Below are 17,469 nucleotides of genomic sequence, written 5' to 3'. Positions count from 1 at the left end.
CTCTTACTTCTCACCTTTTTCCAGCGCTTCTTTCAATTGATTGCGAGCCCTGAATAATCTTGTCATTACTGTGTTTTTGTTTAAGCTGAGTTCCTGTGCGATTTCTTCACCATTGTACCCAAAGATCACCTGCAGCATTAAAGGCTCCCGGTATTCCTCGCTTAAATTTTCCATCAATTTGTGCAGTTCACCGTGTTCTATTTGGGTTTCATGCATTGGGCCATCATCTGCCAAAGAAACATCGTCCATATCCACCAAATCGAATTGCTTACGCTCGAAGCGTCTCGCATTTTCGCGGCGCAGTATGGTTATCAACCAGGCTTTTGCAGCCTTATCGTCTTTTAATGAGTCCAGTGATTTCCAGGCTCTTAAAAAGGTTTCCTGAACAACATCCTCGGCAATGGCTTTGTCTTTGATCAACCAGTAAGCGTAACGGTACACATCTGCGTGCATGTCGCGAACCAGCTGTTCATATTTTTGTTGCTTTTCCTGCGTATTCATTGTGACCGTTTAAATTTTGTTTTGATTTCGTGAATACTTCACAATTTTTATAATTTCGTTAGAAGTTGTAAAACATTGCTTACAACGCCCGATAAAGCCCGGCCAACGTGTTACCGGGACTGAGATAAATAAAGCACCGATAGTACGCTGTTTTAAGCTAATAGCGCAAAAATAGTTTCTGTTGTTACTGTCATATTGATATCACCCGGTAAAACCCAGTTAACGGGTGGGATACAGAGAGGCTAATTGTTGCTTTTCTTTCGTGCGGTATTGTCGCTGTTGTTTTTCCACCTTCTGTGCTTCCGACAACAGCGCTTTCAATACTTGCTTTTCCGAGGTCTGACCCGACTGTCCGAAATAATGCTTAAAAAAGTTATCAATAGCGACTTTTAACTGGCTGTTGTCCAGTCGCTCAAGGTGGGTATATACCGACACATTGTTTAAACCGGATAGAGTAGCTAACCAGCCGGGCAATAGGCCATTCACCTTATTGACGTCGACTTTATTGCGCATCAATTCTTTTTGCAGTTCTTGCCAGTAGGGTTTTTGTACACGTAATGGGGTGCTTTCTGTTTTAACGGGTGTGACTCTCTGCCGTGCAGACAGCCACCATATCAGTAACGTCAGCAGCCACAACACTAACAGCGCCCAACTACTGACAGACCACCAGGCGTTGCTCATGGGTATGGCGGCCAGGGGCGATTCGGTTACTGTTGCGGGTGGGGTCACCGGATTGACTTTCGGACTGTCAGGGAGTGCCTGAGGTGCACTGGCGGGGGCAAGTACCTCAATGCTTCGCGCGGGTAAGCGGGCCACTTCGGTTTCTTTAGTGACCACATTAAACCATTTCAGGGTAACTTCCGGGATTATCATTGTGCCTTCTTCGTTAGGGATGAGGGCCACTGTTTCCGTGCGTTGCGCCACAATTGTCCCGTTGCGTTGTACACGTGCGGTTTCTGCTTGATCCGGGTACGCCTTCATCGACGGTGGGTAAAGTGTGTCCAGTTCTGGCAGCTGGGTTTCGGTAACGCCTACCGCTGTCAGTGTAATGGTTCGGGTCACCGGCGTTCCCACCCGAAACTCATTGTCAGAGGTTTGCCACTCTTCGGTGAGCTGCACGAATTCAGACGGTAGCCAGTGTTCATTGTACCCTTCCGGGATTGGTAACACTTCAACGTCTACATCTTTAGCAATGCGCTGTACATTGCGGGTGCGATTAAAAAAGCCGAAGGATTGACGATTGTTGTCGATGACTTCACCGTCAAATAACGGACCGCGAATAGTATACTCGCCACTGCTATTGGGAATGATTGAAAAGGTACGCTCAATAATTCGATAGCGCTTGCCATTAATAATGTCGGTAAACTCTCGATCTTTACCTACCTGCTCGATATCTGCCCCGGGTAATTCGGGTTGGCTCAAACTGCCACTTTGCAAATCAACGGCCAGATGCAGGCGGGTAGTGTATTTGATTTGCTGCTGCACAAACACCGAGGCTTTCTCCACTTCGGCGGTGATATAAATGTCTCTGTTTTGCGCCTGAGTTGCATTAGACACAGGCACTACCTGAACCTGAATAGGTGCTGTGGTAAGTCCTGCCACCCGCAGAGCCGGAATGGTAAATTGTCCGGCCTGTCTTGGCATTAACGTGGTCGTCCATACGGTCGAGCGCGTGGTATCGAAGTTGATCATTTGTGTCTGACGGCTAACGCTGGTGCGTCCTACGACAAAGTCCTGTAAAAGCGGTGAGCTGTCAAATTCGTCGCCGGGTACATCATCATTCACTGTCACCGTTAATCGGAACGATTCTTCTACCATAACCGGATTTTTATCTACAGTGGCGGAGGCTTCCGTTGGCGCGGCTAAAGCCGTATTAGCCCAAAAGATAACCAGGCAAAGTATGCATAATATGGGATTGGAAATGTTAACTCGCATGATCTACCAATTTTTTTGTTGTGAGTTGGGAAGTCGTTGTCGTTGCCGACGCTTTTGTTCAAGCAACATTTTGCGCTTAAGCAAAAATGCCGGATCATCAGGTACCTTGCGCAACCAGTTTTCAATTTTCTGTAATTGTTCTTTCTGTTCATCAGTTAACTCAGGTTGTTCTTGTAACTGAGCTTGTTGTTCCTGCATCTCCTGTTCGGAATCAGATTGTTCCTGCTGAGATTGCTGTTGCTCTTCTGATTGCTGCTGTTCAGTTTGTTGTTGCTCAGCCGCCTCCTGATTGGGTTCGCTTTGTTGTTGTTCTGAAGGCTCTTGCGCTTCAGCGTCTTCGGATTGTTGCGACTCGCTTTGTTGTTCCTGCTGTTGCTCTTGTTGCTGCGATTCGCCATTTTGACCATCTTGCTGGTTCTGTTGCTGAGGATCTTGCTGTTGCTCATTCTGTTCAGTGTTTTCGGAGTTTTGATTCTGTTGCTCTTGTTGTTGCATCAAATCTTCGAGATATTTTTTGTTTTCCGCGGCGTTAGGGTATTCCGGAGCCAACTCCAAAACTCTTTCAAAGGCGGCTATGGCTTGTGGATATTGCTGCAATTGCGCCAGACTGTTGCCCAAAGCAAAATTGCCATCAGGGGTATCCAGCGCTGAATAGACTTCAGCCGCAGCCTCATAGTTTCCGCCATTAAAATGCGACAAGCCTTTCCACATTGGATCATTAAATTGTTCTGCTGCCTCGGCAAACTGTTCCTGTTGAAAGCTCTTAGCGCCTTGTTGATTTGGTGTTTGCCACAGATCCTGCCACCAGTCTGCATGCACTGGTTTATGGGCGTCTGTCAGCAGTGTTAGCAGTAACAAGGGCAATACACCCCGTCGAAAGCTGTATGCCGCCATTGGCAGGAGTATTAACAGTAACCAGGGGCCAAATTCTCGCCATTGGTCACCGAAACTATTTTGCTGTTCACTCTCTTTTGACTCCTGTGGCTCAAACAAAGCTTCGGTTAAATATTTGATATCGGCATCGTCAGGTCGACTCATCACAAACCGACCACCAGTGCTTTGTGCCAGGGTGGAAAGCGCCGATTTTCTCAACCGGGGAATAACTACCGCACCTGCGGCATCCTTCAGGAAGTTGCCATTGAGATCCTTGATAGGGGCGCCTTCTTCGGTACCAATCGCCAGAATGTTGATGGTGTGGTCGTAGTCTGACAATAAATTGCGGATTGGCGCGACTTCAGAAAGATCGACACCATCCGTGAGCCAATAGATTTCGCCACTTTGATAGCCCGCATTTTTGAGAAGTTCGAAGGTTGTTTCCAGCGCGAAAAGGGCATCGCTTCCTTGTGATGGCATGATTTCTGGCGACAAACTGGGGATTAACGCTTGCAGGTTTTGAATGTCAGAAGTCAGTGGGCTGATGACAAAAGCCTCTCCGGCATAGGCCACCAGACCGGTTTCGCCTTCTTCCAGCAAACTGACCAAGTCCATGGCTTTGTAGCGGGTACGGGCCAAACGATTTGGTTTGATGTCTTCAGCTCGCATCGACATCGACATGTCCAGCATGACGACTTTGCCTTTGCTGACCTGATACACAGGTTGTGGCAGGCGTTCCCATGTCGGACCGGCCAACGCTAAACAGGCGATCATCCAGCCACAAAACAACAGTCCCCAGGGCGGGGTAACGCCTTTCGTTGCTTCACCGCTTATCAGGTTGTTATACAAATGATTTGCTAGCACGCCTTGCCAACCACTCTGCGAGCGGGCCTGTTTGCGCAATGACAATACAAGCACCGCAAGGGGCAGCAAGGCCAGTAACCACAGAGGTCTGAGAAAATGAAAGTTGTCAATGATGTCAAGGTAATTCATCGCGTTGCCACCCCTCGAGAAAGACCACCAATGAAAACGAAAATACGCTTAACCAATGGAATCAGCGCCATCAGCGCGCTGATAATCAATGCCAGTGCCAGGGGGTAATAAAACAAAGCTTTTAACGGACGCATTTGTCGGGTTTCTCGGGCAATCGGTTCCAGCTCATCTAAGGTGCTGTAGATCTGTTCCAGTTCTTGAACGTCGCGGGCTCTGAAATATTGCCCACCAGTGGCTTGCGCCAGATCGGTCAACATACCTTCGTCCAGTTCCGCCGATGGATTTATGCGGCGGTTACCAAATAAGCCCCGCGTTATCATTTGGTCGGCACCGACACCAATCGTATATATGGTAATGTCTTCAGCTACGGCCAGTTCCTTGGCTTGCATTGGGTCCAGGTTGCCTGCCGTATTTTGTCCGTCTGTGAGCAAAATGAGGACCCGATTAGATTCTTCTTTTTTGCGGAATCGTTTAACGGCCAGGCCTACGGCATCACCGATAGCCGTTCTTTCACCCACCAGTTTTATCAGGGATTCACTGAGTAGCGTTTTAACAGTTTCCCGGTCGTAGGTGAGCGGCGCCTGTAAATATGCGGTGTCGCCGAACAGGATAAGACCAATGCGGTCACCCACCCGTCGCTCAATAAAATCATCCATCACATATTTAATCATCTGCAGCCGGTTAACGGTTCGGCCGTTAATGGCCATGTCTTCCATTTCCATACTGCCGGATAAATCCACTGCCAGCATTAAATCCCGGCCTTCTGACGGAATACTGATGGGATCGCCTAACCACTGAGGGCGCGCAGCGGCCGTAACCAGGGCTATCCAGGCCAGGCTCGCCAGAATAATATAAACTTTACTGCGCGAAGCCGGCTTTTCGATGCTTTGCATCCCCTGAGTGAGCTGCGGTACCATCAATGCGGCTTGTTGTTGCGCCTTCTTACCGGGCAAAAGTCGCGCCAGTAACGGCAGGGGTAAAAGTGCAAAGGCCCAAATCCAAAGAAACTCAATCATGACTGGCTCCTTCTGCAACTATAAGCTGTTTTTTACCGGGAGGTAATGCCAGTTTAATGTAATCTATGGCTAAGCCCACCAGTTGCGTTGTGTCCTCACTGCCTGCACTGGCCTGTTCCCCGGACGTTCTGCGGTATAAACCGCTATTCAGGGCCTGAAATAAAACCTGAAATTTTGCCGTCTTTGCAGGTTTTAATTGTGCCGCTAAAAAGGCGGTCCATTGCTGACTGTGCAAACTTTCCACCTGGCCTCTGGGAAAGTAACTCATAAACACTCGTTTTAAGATCTGATTACAGTACTGTAAGTTGTTTTGTTGCGATAATGGCAAGGCTTTCAGCGCCTTTATCGCCTGCTTTTTGGCTTTTTGTTGTTTGACTCGTTTAACGCACCAGACAACCCCCAATGTCAGTAAGATCAGACACAGGGCTAACAGTGCCCACCATCCCCACGCCAGCGGCCACAAACCAACGTCTGCACCCTGTGGGTTTTGGCTAAAAGATTCGGGTAATGAAACTGGCATACCTTGCATAATTTGATGTTACCTCAGGCTATTTTTTGCAAAGGATTCAGTTGTGTTTCCAGGGGAACCCCGGCGTTAATATCAATCACACGAACGTGGGATTGCTGCAGTTCTTTGTAGATATTATTCATCAATTGAGCATGTATTTTTTGATAGTCCATGGCCTGGCTTTGCTCACCGAGCGTAATGTTCTGACGTGTTTTACCATCGGTAACCGCCACGGTTTGCGCTACTCTGACTGCGGGAAGCTGATGTTCAAATGGGTCGCTGATGCGATAGGCCATCACTTCGCAGTGCCGTGATAATTGTGACAGATGGCGCTGCGCAGCATTGTCCAGATGTAAAAAATCACTGAGAATAAAAACAGCGGAGCCGGGGCGAGCCAGACGTCTGATGCGGGCACAGGCATCACTGAAGGTTTGTGCCGGATTATCTGAAATGGCATTTTGGTGCAGGTTTTTGATACCGCTAAGTAACGACAACACCGCTTTTTGTCGAGTCATGGGTTTAAATTCGCGATGTTCAGATTCATTGAACACCAGACCACCGATACGATCACCGCGCTTTGAGGCTCCCCAGGCGATCAGAGAAGCTAAATGTGCCGCAGCCACGGATTTAAACAATAGCTGGGTACCAAAATGCATAGAATGAGAAAAATCCACCAGAATAAATACCGGACGCTCTTTTTCTTCCCTGAATAATTTGGTGTGAGTTTTCCCGGTACGCGCCGTTACCCGCCAGTCAATGGCCCGGATATCATCACCGGGTTGATAATGCCTGGCTTCATCGAACTCCATACCCCGACCTTTCATTTTCGTAAGATAGGTACCGGCGAGGCGGGCCTGCACCGTTTTATGGGGGTTTAAATTCAATAAACTGGTTTTACTGCGATAATAGAGCAGCTCCGCCATATCGACATTGACGCCGTCGGCGTGATGAACCCGCAACCAGGCATTTACATCAAACTGTGCCATCCGATTGTCTCCTATGGCACAGGAACCAATTCAATAATCAGGTCCAGAACCTGATCAGCCGTTATACCCTCAGCTTCCGCTTCATAGGACAGCAAAATGCGATGACGCAAGGTATTGTGTACCACAGCCTGAATATCATCGGGGCCGACATAGTCTCTGCCGCTAAGCCAGGCGTGCGCGCGGGCACATTTATCAAGCGCAATCGTGGCCCGTGGGCTGGCGCCAAATTCTAACCAACGCACCAGTCTGTCATCATACTTGTGACCCTGACGTGTTGTGATAATGATTTCCACCAAATAACGCTCAAGATTTTCATCCAGATGCAAAGACAGTACTTCTTCTCTGGCCTTGAAAATTTGTTCCTGAGTAAGTGGCGTCGGCGGTGTTACTTTTTGCTTTAACGATTCTGAACGGGTCAGTCGCAAAATTTCCAACTCGGTTTCTGCGCCCGTGTAATCTACATTCAGGTGCATTAAAAAACGGTCAAGCTGAGCTTCCGGAAGCGGGTAGGTGCCTTCCTGTTCAATCGGGTTTTGGGTGGCCATAACCAGGAATAACGAAGACAGCGGATAGGTTTTATTGCCCACTGTAATTTGCTGCTCAGCCATTGCTTCCAGCAGCGCCGACTGCACTTTTGCGGGAGCCCTGTTGATTTCGTCGGCTAACACCAGGTTGTGGAATAGTGGTCCTTTCTGGAATACAAACTCACCGGTTTCTGGTCGGTAAATGTCGGTGCCCGTCAAATCGGCAGGTAACAGGTCCGGGGTAAACTGCACACGGTGAAAGTCACCTTCAATGCCTTTTGCCAACGCATTTACCGCTCTGGTTTTTGCCAGGCCCGGCGGACCCTCAACCAGTAAATGTCCATCGGCCAATAAGGCAATCAGGATATTTTTAGTGAATTCCGGTTGCCCAATTACCTGGGAGTCTAAATAGGTTTTTAACGTTCTGAACTGTTCGGCTGCCATAGTTTTCTTAATTTTTTACTATTTTGAATGAGGTAGCGGAAATTCCGCAGATTTAATCTATTCTCAATGGGCTGGCAATGCTACTTCGAATATTGCCTGCCAGTGTGCATTGATACCAAAAATAAGAGCGTGCAGTCTATATAAGGTTCCATCTGTGAAAAACAATGTTACAAACAGAGCGACTTATGTAGAAAGTTTGAACAAGCTGCTGATCCGGGGCGGATATTACAGAATTTGCCACTTTAGATTGTAATTTCTAATCAAAAAGTTAAAATCACAAAAAATTAACAGGTCTGACCACTCAGAGGTGTAACATGTCCAAACAGCAATCTGTCACCACCAGAGACGGTGAACGCATTGCCATCGTCGCAGGTTTAAGAACCCCTTTCGCAAAAATGGCGACGTTTTTTCACGGTATTCCGGCACTGGATTTAGGCAAAATGGTTGTCAATGAAATGTTGGTGCGCAATGACATCAAACCAGAATGGGTTGATCAAGTTGTGTATGGCCAGGTAGTCCAGATGCCTGAGGCGCCCAATATCGCCCGGGAAATCGTTCTCGGTACCGGGATGAATGTCAGCACGGATGCCTACAGTGTGTCGCGTGCCTGTGCCACCAGTTTCCAGGCGACAGTCAATGTTGCCGAGTCCATGATGGCCGGTATTGTCGATGTGGGCATTGCCGGTGGTGCGGACTCTACGTCGGTATCGCCAATTGGAGTTTCTAAAAAGTTAGCGCGCGCCCTGGTGGATGCACAAAAAGCAAAAACCCTGGGGCAAAAGTGGGCCATCTTCAAAAAACTGGGCCTGAAAGATTTAATGCCGGTACCGCCGGCTGTTGCTGAATACTCAACCGGTTTGTCGATGGGGCAAACGGCGGAACAGATGGCAAAATCTCACCAGATATCCCGTGAAGAGCAGGATGCGTTGGCGCATCGCTCTCACAGCAATGCCGCAGCCAGTTGGAATGACGGCAAGTTAGACGGTGAAGTGATGACCGCCTGGGCTGAACCTTATAAAGGCGCGTTGGAAAAAGACAATAATATTCGCTTTGATTCCAGCCTGGAAGGTTACAAAAAGCTGCGTCCGGTGTTTGATAAAAAATACGGCTCCGTTACTGCGGCGAATGCAACCCCGTTGACGGATGGTGCCTCTGCAGTGCTGATGATGACAGAAAGCAAAGCGAAAGCCCTGGGTTATAAACCGTTGGGATATATAAAAAGTTACGCATTTTCTGCCATTGATGTCTGGGAAGACATGTTGATGGGACCGTCTTATGCGACACCTATTGCGCTGGACAGAGCGGGTATGACCCTCAATGATCTTACATTGATTGAAATGCACGAAGCGTTCGCAGCACAAACACTGGCTAACGTAAAAATGTTTGCCAGCGATAAATTTGCCAAAGAAAAATTAGGCCGGGACAAAGCAACGGGTGAAATTGACATGGACAAGTTTAATGTCATGGGTAGCTCTATTGCCTATGGCCACCCGTTTGCTGCAACGGGTACACGTATGATCACGCAAATGCTGAATGAACTTAACCGCAGAGGCGGTGGAACTGGTCTGTTGACAGCCTGTGCCGCTGGCGGATTGGGCGCAGCGATGATCGTAGAAACTGAATAATTAGCCGGGATTTGGAGAAGCAAATAATGACTGAACAAGTACAAAGCGCCTTCACATTAGAGAAATTTGAAGACGGTATTGCCATCCTCACGATGGATGTGCCCGGCGAAAGCATGAATACCCTGAAAGCGGAGTTTGGTGATCAAATCAGCAAAATGCTGGATGACATCGAAAGCGACAGCGATATTAAAGGCGTTGTTCTGGCCAGTGGTAAAAAGTCGTCTTTTGTGGCGGGTGCGGATATTACTATGCTGGCAGCCTGCAAGACCGCAGAAGAAGCAGAAGCCTTATCAAAAGGCGGACAGCAAGTCTTTGATCGGATGGAAAACTTTCGGGTGCCGTTTGTAGCCGCTATTCACGGCCCTTGTCTGGGTGGTGGTCTGGAGCTGGCATTGGCCTGCCATTACCGGGTCTGTACGGATAGCCCCAAAACCCAGCTGGGTGTGCCGGAGGTACAACTGGGTTTGCTGCCTGGCAGTGGCGGTACTCAACGCTTACCCGCACTGATAGGTATTCAGCAGGCGATGAAAATGATGCTAACTGGTGCACCGGCGCGTCCCAAACAGGCCAAAAAATACGGTATCGTGGATGACGTGGTGCCAGAGAGTGTATTACTGGATGTGGCACGTCAATTCGCTCTGAAAGGGAAGCCGAATCGCAAGCCGCCGGTACTCAAAGGGGCCAACAAATTCCTTGAAGGCACTACCCTGGGGCGTCAAATTCTGTTTAAACAGGCTCGTAAGCAAACGATAAGTAAAACCAAAGGCAATTATCCGGCGCCGGAACATATTCTGGATATTCTGGAAGCCAGCGGTGGTAAAGCCACCAAACGCGGTTATGAACTGGAAGCTAAGTTTTTTGGTAAGCTGGTTATGACACCGGAATCAGAGCAGTTGCGCAATATCTTTTTTGCTACCACTGAAATGAAAAAAGAAACCGGTGTTGACGGTGTTGCACCGGCAAAACTGGACAAAGTCGGCGTATTGGGTGGCGGTCTGATGGGCGGTGGTATCGCTTTTGTCACTGCCAGCAAAGCCGGGTTACCAGTGCGCATCAAAGATGTGCGGGCTGAAGGCATCGCCAATGCGATGAAATACAGCTATGACCTGCTGAATAAAAAGGTAAAGCGCAAGTTTATGCGCAAGTCAGAAATGCAGAAGCAAATGGCGATGCTTACCGGCTCACTGAATTACGAAGGCTTTAAAGATACCGATATCATAGTAGAAGCGGTATTTGAAGATGTAGGCCTGAAGCAACAAATGGTGAACGACGTGGAAACCCACTGCAAAGCATCCACCATTTTTGCATCGAATACTTCATCGATTCCAATTCGTCAGATTGCTGAAAAAGCTGCACGTCCTGAGCAGGTAATTGGTCTGCATTACTTCTCACCGGTAGACAAAATGCCGTTGGCTGAAGTTATTGCCCATGAAAAAACCTCAGACGAAACCATCTCTACGACGGTCGATTTTGCCAAAAAACAGGGCAAAACACCCATTGTTGTCAAAGACGGTGCCGGTTTTTATGTCAACCGAATCCTGGCTCCTTATATGAATGAGGCAGCAAACGTGCTTCTGGCAGGTGAGCCCATTGAACATATCGACTCGGCATTGGTGAAGTTCGGCTTTCCGGTTGGTCCGATGAAGTTGCTGGACGAAGTAGGAATTGATGTGGGTGCGAAGATTTCACCGATCCTGGTGGCCGATCTCGGAGACCGGTTTAAGGCACCTGACGCGTTTGATAAATTGCTCGCGGATGATCGCAAAGGCAAGAAAAATGGCAGGGGCTTGTACAACTACAGTGGCAAGAAACCCGGTAGAGAAGTAGATTCCTCGGTGTATAGTTTATTAGGTATCGAAATCTCTAAGCGTATGAGTGCCGAGCAGATTGCTGAGCGTTGTGTATTGTTGATGCTGAACGAAGCGGCGCTGTGTCTGGATGAAGGGGTAATACGCAATCCCAGAGACGGCGATATCGGTACTATCTTTGGTATTGGCTTCCCGCCGTTTTTGGGTGGCCCGTTCCGTTACATGGACAGTCTTGGTATTGGTCACGTAGTGGCTCGCCTGGAACATTATCAGGGTCAGTTTGGCGATAAATTCGCACCTGCTGAAATCCTGAAAACTATGGCAAAAGAAGGTAAGTCGTTTTATTAATTCTGGCTGACCCTTATATTAAAAACGCCCCATTTTTGGGGCGTTTTGCGTTATAAATCCAATTGAAAACACAAAGGGATGGGGTTAGCACAATTAGTACTGACTGCTATTACACTGATTCTGATGTTGCTCGCCCGTTATGGCTCAATATGGTTTGGTCGAAATAACGATATAACGCATCAATACTCTCTGTGCACAGGGAAAACCATTCCTGAGTCGACATCAGGTTTTGTGCCGGTAATAAGTGCTCCTGAACGCACTGCAATATCGGCGGGATAAGGCGGGCCTGATGTTTAAAGCCCGTGTCCAGTCTTTCCAACAGGCTCACTGATTCACTGAGCTTTTGGCTTAAGTAACAAAGCCGAATTTTGGTGATACTTTCACATCGACCAGACGAAGTAACGTTGGTACCAATGGCTCGGGTTTGCCCTAAAAACTCAATCACGTATAGCAGGTTTCCTCCGGACTGAGATGCGGCATTGGAATTTTCGTTTCTCTGCGTGAGCAGCGCCAGTGATAATTCGTCCTCTATGGTATACATGAGTTGTCTTATCAAAGCATTGTGTTGCTTAAAGTTTACCTCTACGGTGTTGTTCCGCCATTGTTCAGAAATTTGTTGCCACAGCTTTACCGTAGACAGCCAATATGAACTGCTCTGTTCGGTACTTCTGTAGTCATTAATTGCCTTTTGAATGCGGTGCGCAATTTCGGTAAGTTCAGCGAATACCTGTGTGTCTCCGCTCAGCCAGGCGATAGATTTGCCACGATGAGTCTGAAATAACCACATTAGCTGACGCAGTGTTTTTAGCCGGTGCGCCTGTTGCACATCAACGGTCAGTGGTTTTGGCCGCAGTAGCCAATACAAGCCTGAAACCACGGAGGTTAGCAATAGGCCGATCCAAATATAGGACATAATATGCTCCTTATCACCAGCGTTAAAGGGTGATGGTTTTGTCGTTGCTCAATGACCAGACATGCTTTGCAATCAGCGCCGCCTGTTCAGCGGCATAGCCATTTTGCTGCGCCGTTAAGGCCAGTTCTTCGATACTTTTGGACATTTCGGAGGTGGCGGTCTGCTGTTGCTGAGAGGCACCTGAAATATCCTGAATATCACTGTTGATTTGAGAAGACTGCTGACTGATTTGACTCAGTAGCAACTCGATATTACCGGCCTCAGAAACGGTATTATCAATATTGTGTACCACCTCCTGCATGTCCGAGGTCAATACTTTGGACTGCTTTTTAAGTTGCGCCAGATGCTCATCAATTTGTCGCACCGAATCATTGGTTTTATTGGCAAGATTGCGAACTTCATCCGCCACCACCGAAAACCCGCGCCCATATTCACCCGCTCTGGCGGCTTCAATGGCGGCGTTCAGCGCCAATAAGTTGGTTTGATCTGATACTTCGCTGATCAGATCCGTGATGGAAGCGACATTCAGCGTGAGATCTTCTAACTTTTGCAACTGTGCAAACGCATCTTTGGACAGTACGGCTACCTGCTCAACGTGGGCTCTGACCTCGGAGACAGAGGCGGAGCCCGACTGGCTGAGATCATTGGTTGCCTGAACACTATTTTGAATATCAGTAATATTACGACTGACTTCAGCCAGTGTGTATTCTATCTCGCTGATACCGGCCGCCAGGGTACTGGTGGTTTGTGATTGCTGCAGAATGTTAGTGGCCAGTTGCGCTGAATTGTGGGTAAGTTCCTCAGCGGAATGGGATATTTCAGAGACAGAATCATTGCTCAGTTCCAGTTTTCTGGAAAAGGTTTTAAGGGTAGCCAACAGATTGATTTTGAATTGCAGATCGGAGTTAAAGCGCAATTCACTTTGCGCCTTTGTTTTTCCGTTTTGCTGGATAAGGTTTAGTGTGTCAGTTAATGCGTTTTGACGCGAAATTAGGCTCAGATAGAGCAATCCTGATTGGACGAGAAGTGCAGTCACTAACAATGGAGTAGCGCCACTCAGATAAAAGCTTAATAAAATGCCCGATGTAGTGGCTATAAGAAGCAGTGGATAGTAATGGTAACTCCGTGTCGAGCTGAGTTGTGGTGTTTTCCTGGATAGCACATTTACCTCCTTTGCTTCGATGTTGCGTCAGTTTCGGGTGCTGAGTGTGGCCCGGCAGCAGAAACCGTGAAGGAAAAAACCTATTGAGTGCTTCAATTTGAGTGCCATAGTCATGTGCTGGCCAAAAAGAAAATACCTGCCATTAATCAGAGGGTTACGAAATGATGTTGGAGGCAGCGCTATTGCACCCTGCCAGTTATTTCACCGCGATGGTGCAAATGCACAATCAGGCGCCAAAGTGATTGTCAACACTGAGGGGCGCGAACGACGAAACCGATGGCCCTATTTATGTTGATAAATGGTGTGCAATGGCTTTTCAAAACTCGTGGTTGCACTGCTTTGTTTACCCGGACTGTATAGAACAAAATGACTGTTTTTATGGAGAAACTGCTGCCCGAACCACTGCACGACATCAGCTTGACTGAGCCTGGCAATTTCATGGTTAAGGTGTAGCTCATGCTGAAAGTCTACCTGTGGTCTGGCAATTGCACTCCAGTACCGTTGACATTTTTGCGGGAAGTTGATGGTTTTTTGCGAAATCTGACGCTCCAGATTTTTTCTGTACTTCAACCATTGTGGTTCATCAATGGCTGTTAGCCATTGGTGAAACTGGCTCAGTGCATTAAGGGTTTCCTGGTAGAGTTCATCGGCACTGGCATTGGGTGACTGAATGAATAATACTGTGCCAGGTTGCTCATTAAAGGGCATGTAACCTGTCCCGACCTGGTAGCCCAGTTGTTTTTTATTGCGCATCCAGTCGAAATAAAAGCCAGCCAATATACTTTCCGAGAGCATCATAAGCGCTCTGGTTTTCAGGCTCTTGTCAGCGGTTTGCAGGTATAAAACAATGGCGGCATCCTGATGTTCGCAGGCGAAGCGAAAACTGCGTTGTTCAATGTCCTGCAACATCACAACTGACGCCTGTGTGCGTTCTTCGGGTATCCGGGTGGGCAGTTGCAGTGAGTCAACAAACCCCGACAGCGCACTTTCGTCCCAGCAACCGTACAACAAACTTTCTAGTTGATACGCACTAAATAGCTCAGTGTGTTTCGTCTGAATGTCTTTTAGCGTTAGATTTTGCACAATATTAGCCAGGTCTTCTGGCAACCATGAGGCTTTAACAAAAATTGCCTGCAGCACGGTGAATAACCGGTTGAGGGGTTTGTTGTGGATACTACTGTGCAGGCTGTTGAGGTAGTCCTGTTTGTGCAACTCAAAGTCAGGGCAGGGTTGGGGCGCCGCGCAGATACGCTGTATCAATTGTCTGACTAAATCCAACTGCTTATCAGCAAAGCCACTGGTGTGTAACCCGATACCGCGCTGATGGGCATAAAAATGGAAGTGCAAACCGGCCAATTGTGCCTGATAAAAGCTATTGTGCAGGCTGGATTCCAGCGCACTGGCGTACAGTTTACGTTGTGCTACCTTATTTATGTCGGGATTTAAATGGGAGCTGCGCCAGGAAAAGAAGCACTCTCCCTTTAATCCTGACTCCAGGGTGTCAGTGCCGTACCAAATGTTGTGTTGCTCTTTAGAGGTCTTTACAGGCAACTGATTGAGTGGTTTTTGTACCGGTTTAATGTCCGGAATAAATGGATTAACCCCGGGTAGTGCTAATTCCTTGTCGAACAGCGATTCCAGCTGTTGCGGCACGGCCTCCATATGCCAGGGGCGATCCTGGTACGCAACCTGATACCATTTGCTGGAATGCGTTGCCGTGTGCCGGTTCGAAATCGAAATTACCCGCATGCGCTCAGGATTTATATTGGCTAAAAATTGCTGTAATTCTGCTTTGTGCAGGTCGCCTAACAGGTAGTCGCCACACAACACTTCATGCTCTGTGTAGCGTTGAACATTGGTTACTAATTGCTGCACTAAATCAAGAATGTGTTGTCCGGTTTGATGTTCAAAGGCAATGCGATTGAGACGACTTTTCTCGGCATAATGACGTTCAATATCATCAGTGTTTTTTATGATTTGGCAAAAGTGGAATACACTGGCAATAATGGCCTGGATATGTTCCATACCTTTTTCCGTCAGCTCGATATACAGGTTAAAATCAGCAAAGCCAGTGCCTTTTAATCCCGGTCCTGCCAGTACCTGTGTTGCCCATTGTTGGGATTTCCACAGCCGAAGCAAACTGCCATGACCTTCGTAGCCAAACAGGTGACTCACCAGAGTTTCTATGTTTCTGGCATCTGCCAGGTCAGGGGTTTGGTTAAATATCAGTACCAGTCTGTGATGAGGTCTGGCGGTATTAATTTGAATGTGTCGGCCCAGTTGCTTAGCCAAATACAAAGGTGTGCCGCTGTCTTTTTTACGGCAGGGAGTGCCTTTTTCAAACCGGCTTAACTGCTCAACAAGTTTCGGGACTAACGCGCTATTTGCCGTGTTTGTAATGGCGCAAACCGCGATGTTGCAGGCCACAAAATGTTGGCGCCAGTAGTCTCTTAGTAATTGCTGAAGTTCCTGAGTAGAAAACTGTGCAAAAGTCTCGTTATTGCCAACAGCAAACTGGTGGAAAGGGTGGGCCGGATTGCAGGTTTCTTTCTGGACTTCCATGACACGGCGCTGTTCTTCGGTCACTTTGTTGTGAAATTCCGCATTAATGGCCTTGATCTCTTTTTTGATACCGGCTTCGCTTAGCAGTGGCGATTGCAACATGTCAAAAAAGATATCCAGAGTTTCTGAAAAGTATTTATGATGGACTTTAAAATAAAAGGTGGTGGATTCAGCGGATGTCCAGGCATTGATTTTTCCCTGATGACTATCTAAAAACTGAATAATGTGATTGTCTTCGGGGTAGTGTTGGCTGCCGGTAAATAACACATGCTCTAACAAATGAGCTAAACCGGGACAATGCCGGGGATCAGAAAAGTTGCCGGCAGCGACGGTGACAGCGAATGCGCAAAATTCAGTTTGTGGGTCTTCGACATGCAATATTTTAATGCCATTGGGGACATGGAGAAGTTGGTATTCGTTATTGTCTGTCGGGGCTTTAATCAAAGGTGTGGACCATTAGTTCAAACTACTAAGTTTAATTTATTGTTTTTCGTATGCGTTTATCAGTGGTTTCATAATTACAAAGACAAACATGCTCTAAAGCATAGCTACAAATTCATAGAATTACAGCGCTTTTTTGTTATCATGTGCTGATTAATGCACAAAAAAATCAATAATTTAGTTATGCAGTTATTCCTGATGCGGCACGGAGAAGCGGAACCTACTTTTCACGATGATGCGCAGCGCAGCCTGACAACCCAGGGGTTCATAGAAAGCCAAAAAACCGGAGTATGGTTAAAGGAAAACATACATAACATTGAGTATGCGCTGGTGAGTCCTTTTAAACGCGCACAGCAGACTTTTGAAATGGTTCAGTCGATTGTTGAAATCGACAATTTTGAGATCTGTGCAGATATCACTCCCTCAGGCAAGGCGGAACAGGTACATGACTATGTTTATGCCCTGGCCCATGAGAAATCTGTTGAGTCACTCATTATAGTGAGCCACATGCCGCTGGTAAGCTATCTGTTAGATGAGTTTTGTGGCAAATTGCAGTCGTTGATTTTTGCAACCGCCTCAGTGGCCTGTCTGGATTTTGATATTGAACAAAATAAGGCCACATTAAAACAAGTCTATTTACCCTGATGTGCTAAGCGTATTGACCTTTGCTGGTAAAATTGCGAAATTGGCGTATATTCAAATAGAATTGATGGCTCCTGATTATTTTTTAACTAAAAATAACTGGAGAAAATAGAGCAACCAACCGATAAAGAGATCGGGAGGATTGAGGAAATGTCAGGTAATAGTTTACCTGCGCAGTTACAGAAGGT

13 protein-coding genes are annotated in these 17,469 nt (G+C 47.4%); 3 read left to right on the top strand and 10 right to left on the bottom strand.

Annotated features, from left to right (window positions below):
- Nucleotides 1-3: 3 nt before the first annotated feature.
- From LJ740_RS04025 to LJ740_RS03995, 7 genes are all read right to left on the bottom strand, one after another.
- Nucleotides 4-501 (bottom strand): sigma-70 family RNA polymerase sigma factor, encoded by a 498-nt coding sequence (locus LJ740_RS04025; protein WP_229527759.1) that lies wholly within the window; start codon nt 499-501, stop codon nt 4-6.
- 219 nt (nt 502-720) lie between these two features.
- Nucleotides 721-2,436: a BatD family protein gene (locus LJ740_RS04020; protein ID WP_229527758.1), complete on the bottom strand. Its 1,716-nt coding sequence runs from the start codon at nt 2,434-2,436 to the stop codon at nt 721-723.
- 3 nt (nt 2,437-2,439) lie between these two features.
- A complete protein-coding gene (locus LJ740_RS04015) occupies nt 2,440-4,302 on the bottom strand; it encodes a vWA domain-containing protein (RefSeq protein WP_229527757.1) in 1,863 nt (620 codons plus the stop codon).
- Nucleotides 4,299-5,318, bottom strand: coding sequence for a vWA domain-containing protein (locus LJ740_RS04010; RefSeq protein WP_229527756.1), 1,020 nt, complete (start codon nt 5,316-5,318; stop codon nt 4,299-4,301). The genes LJ740_RS04015 and LJ740_RS04010 overlap by 4 nt, the downstream gene beginning before the upstream one ends.
- Complete coding sequence (locus LJ740_RS04005; RefSeq protein ID WP_229527755.1) at nt 5,311-5,847, bottom strand: DUF4381 domain-containing protein; 537 nt, start codon at nt 5,845-5,847, stop codon at nt 5,311-5,313. Before LJ740_RS04005 ends, LJ740_RS04010 begins: the two co-directional genes overlap by 8 nt.
- Nucleotides 5,848-5,861: 14 nt before the next feature.
- Nucleotides 5,862-6,812, bottom strand: a complete 951-nt coding sequence (locus LJ740_RS04000; RefSeq protein ID WP_229527754.1) for a DUF58 domain-containing protein — start codon at nt 6,810-6,812, stop codon at nt 5,862-5,864.
- A gap of 11 nt (nt 6,813-6,823) precedes the next feature.
- On the bottom strand, nt 6,824-7,780 hold the full coding sequence (locus LJ740_RS03995; protein WP_229527753.1) for an AAA family ATPase: 957 nt from the start codon (nt 7,778-7,780) through the stop codon (nt 6,824-6,826).
- A gap of 314 nt (nt 7,781-8,094) precedes the next feature.
- On the opposite strand from LJ740_RS03995, the gene fadI reads away from it, so the two are divergent.
- A complete protein-coding gene (gene fadI / locus LJ740_RS03990) occupies nt 8,095-9,405 on the top strand; it encodes an acetyl-CoA C-acyltransferase FadI (protein ID WP_229527752.1) in 1,311 nt (436 codons plus the stop codon).
- Between the two features lie 26 nt (nt 9,406-9,431).
- On the top strand, nt 9,432-11,561 hold the full coding sequence (gene fadJ, locus LJ740_RS03985; RefSeq protein WP_229527751.1) for a fatty acid oxidation complex subunit alpha FadJ: 2,130 nt from the start codon (nt 9,432-9,434) through the stop codon (nt 11,559-11,561).
- 109 nt (nt 11,562-11,670) lie between these two features.
- Here the strand turns inward: fadJ and LJ740_RS03980 are convergent, their stop codons facing one another.
- From LJ740_RS03980 to LJ740_RS03970, 3 genes are all read right to left on the bottom strand, one after another.
- Entirely contained in the window at nt 11,671-12,474 is an 804-nt protein-coding gene (locus LJ740_RS03980) for a nitrate- and nitrite sensing domain-containing protein (RefSeq protein ID WP_229527750.1), read from the bottom strand.
- Between the two features lie 22 nt (nt 12,475-12,496).
- Entirely contained in the window at nt 12,497-13,636 is a 1,140-nt protein-coding gene (locus tag LJ740_RS03975; protein ID WP_229527749.1) for a methyl-accepting chemotaxis protein, read from the bottom strand.
- Between the two features lie 282 nt (nt 13,637-13,918).
- On the bottom strand, nt 13,919-16,642 hold the full coding sequence (locus LJ740_RS03970) for an insulinase family protein (protein ID WP_229527748.1): 2,724 nt from the start codon (nt 16,640-16,642) through the stop codon (nt 13,919-13,921).
- A 153-nt stretch (nt 16,643-16,795) separates the two neighbouring features.
- On the opposite strand from LJ740_RS03970, the gene sixA reads away from it, so the two are divergent.
- Nucleotides 16,796-17,284, top strand: a complete 489-nt coding sequence (gene sixA / locus LJ740_RS03965; protein WP_229527747.1) for a phosphohistidine phosphatase SixA — start codon at nt 16,796-16,798, stop codon at nt 17,282-17,284.
- Nucleotides 17,285-17,469: the final 185 nt, after the last annotated feature.

The sequence above is a fragment of the Planctobacterium marinum genome, assembly GCF_020687805.1.
Taxonomy (GTDB): Bacteria; Pseudomonadota; Gammaproteobacteria; order Enterobacterales; family Alteromonadaceae; genus Planctobacterium; species Planctobacterium marinum.
This window is presented reverse-complemented; position numbering and strand designations above follow the sequence as displayed.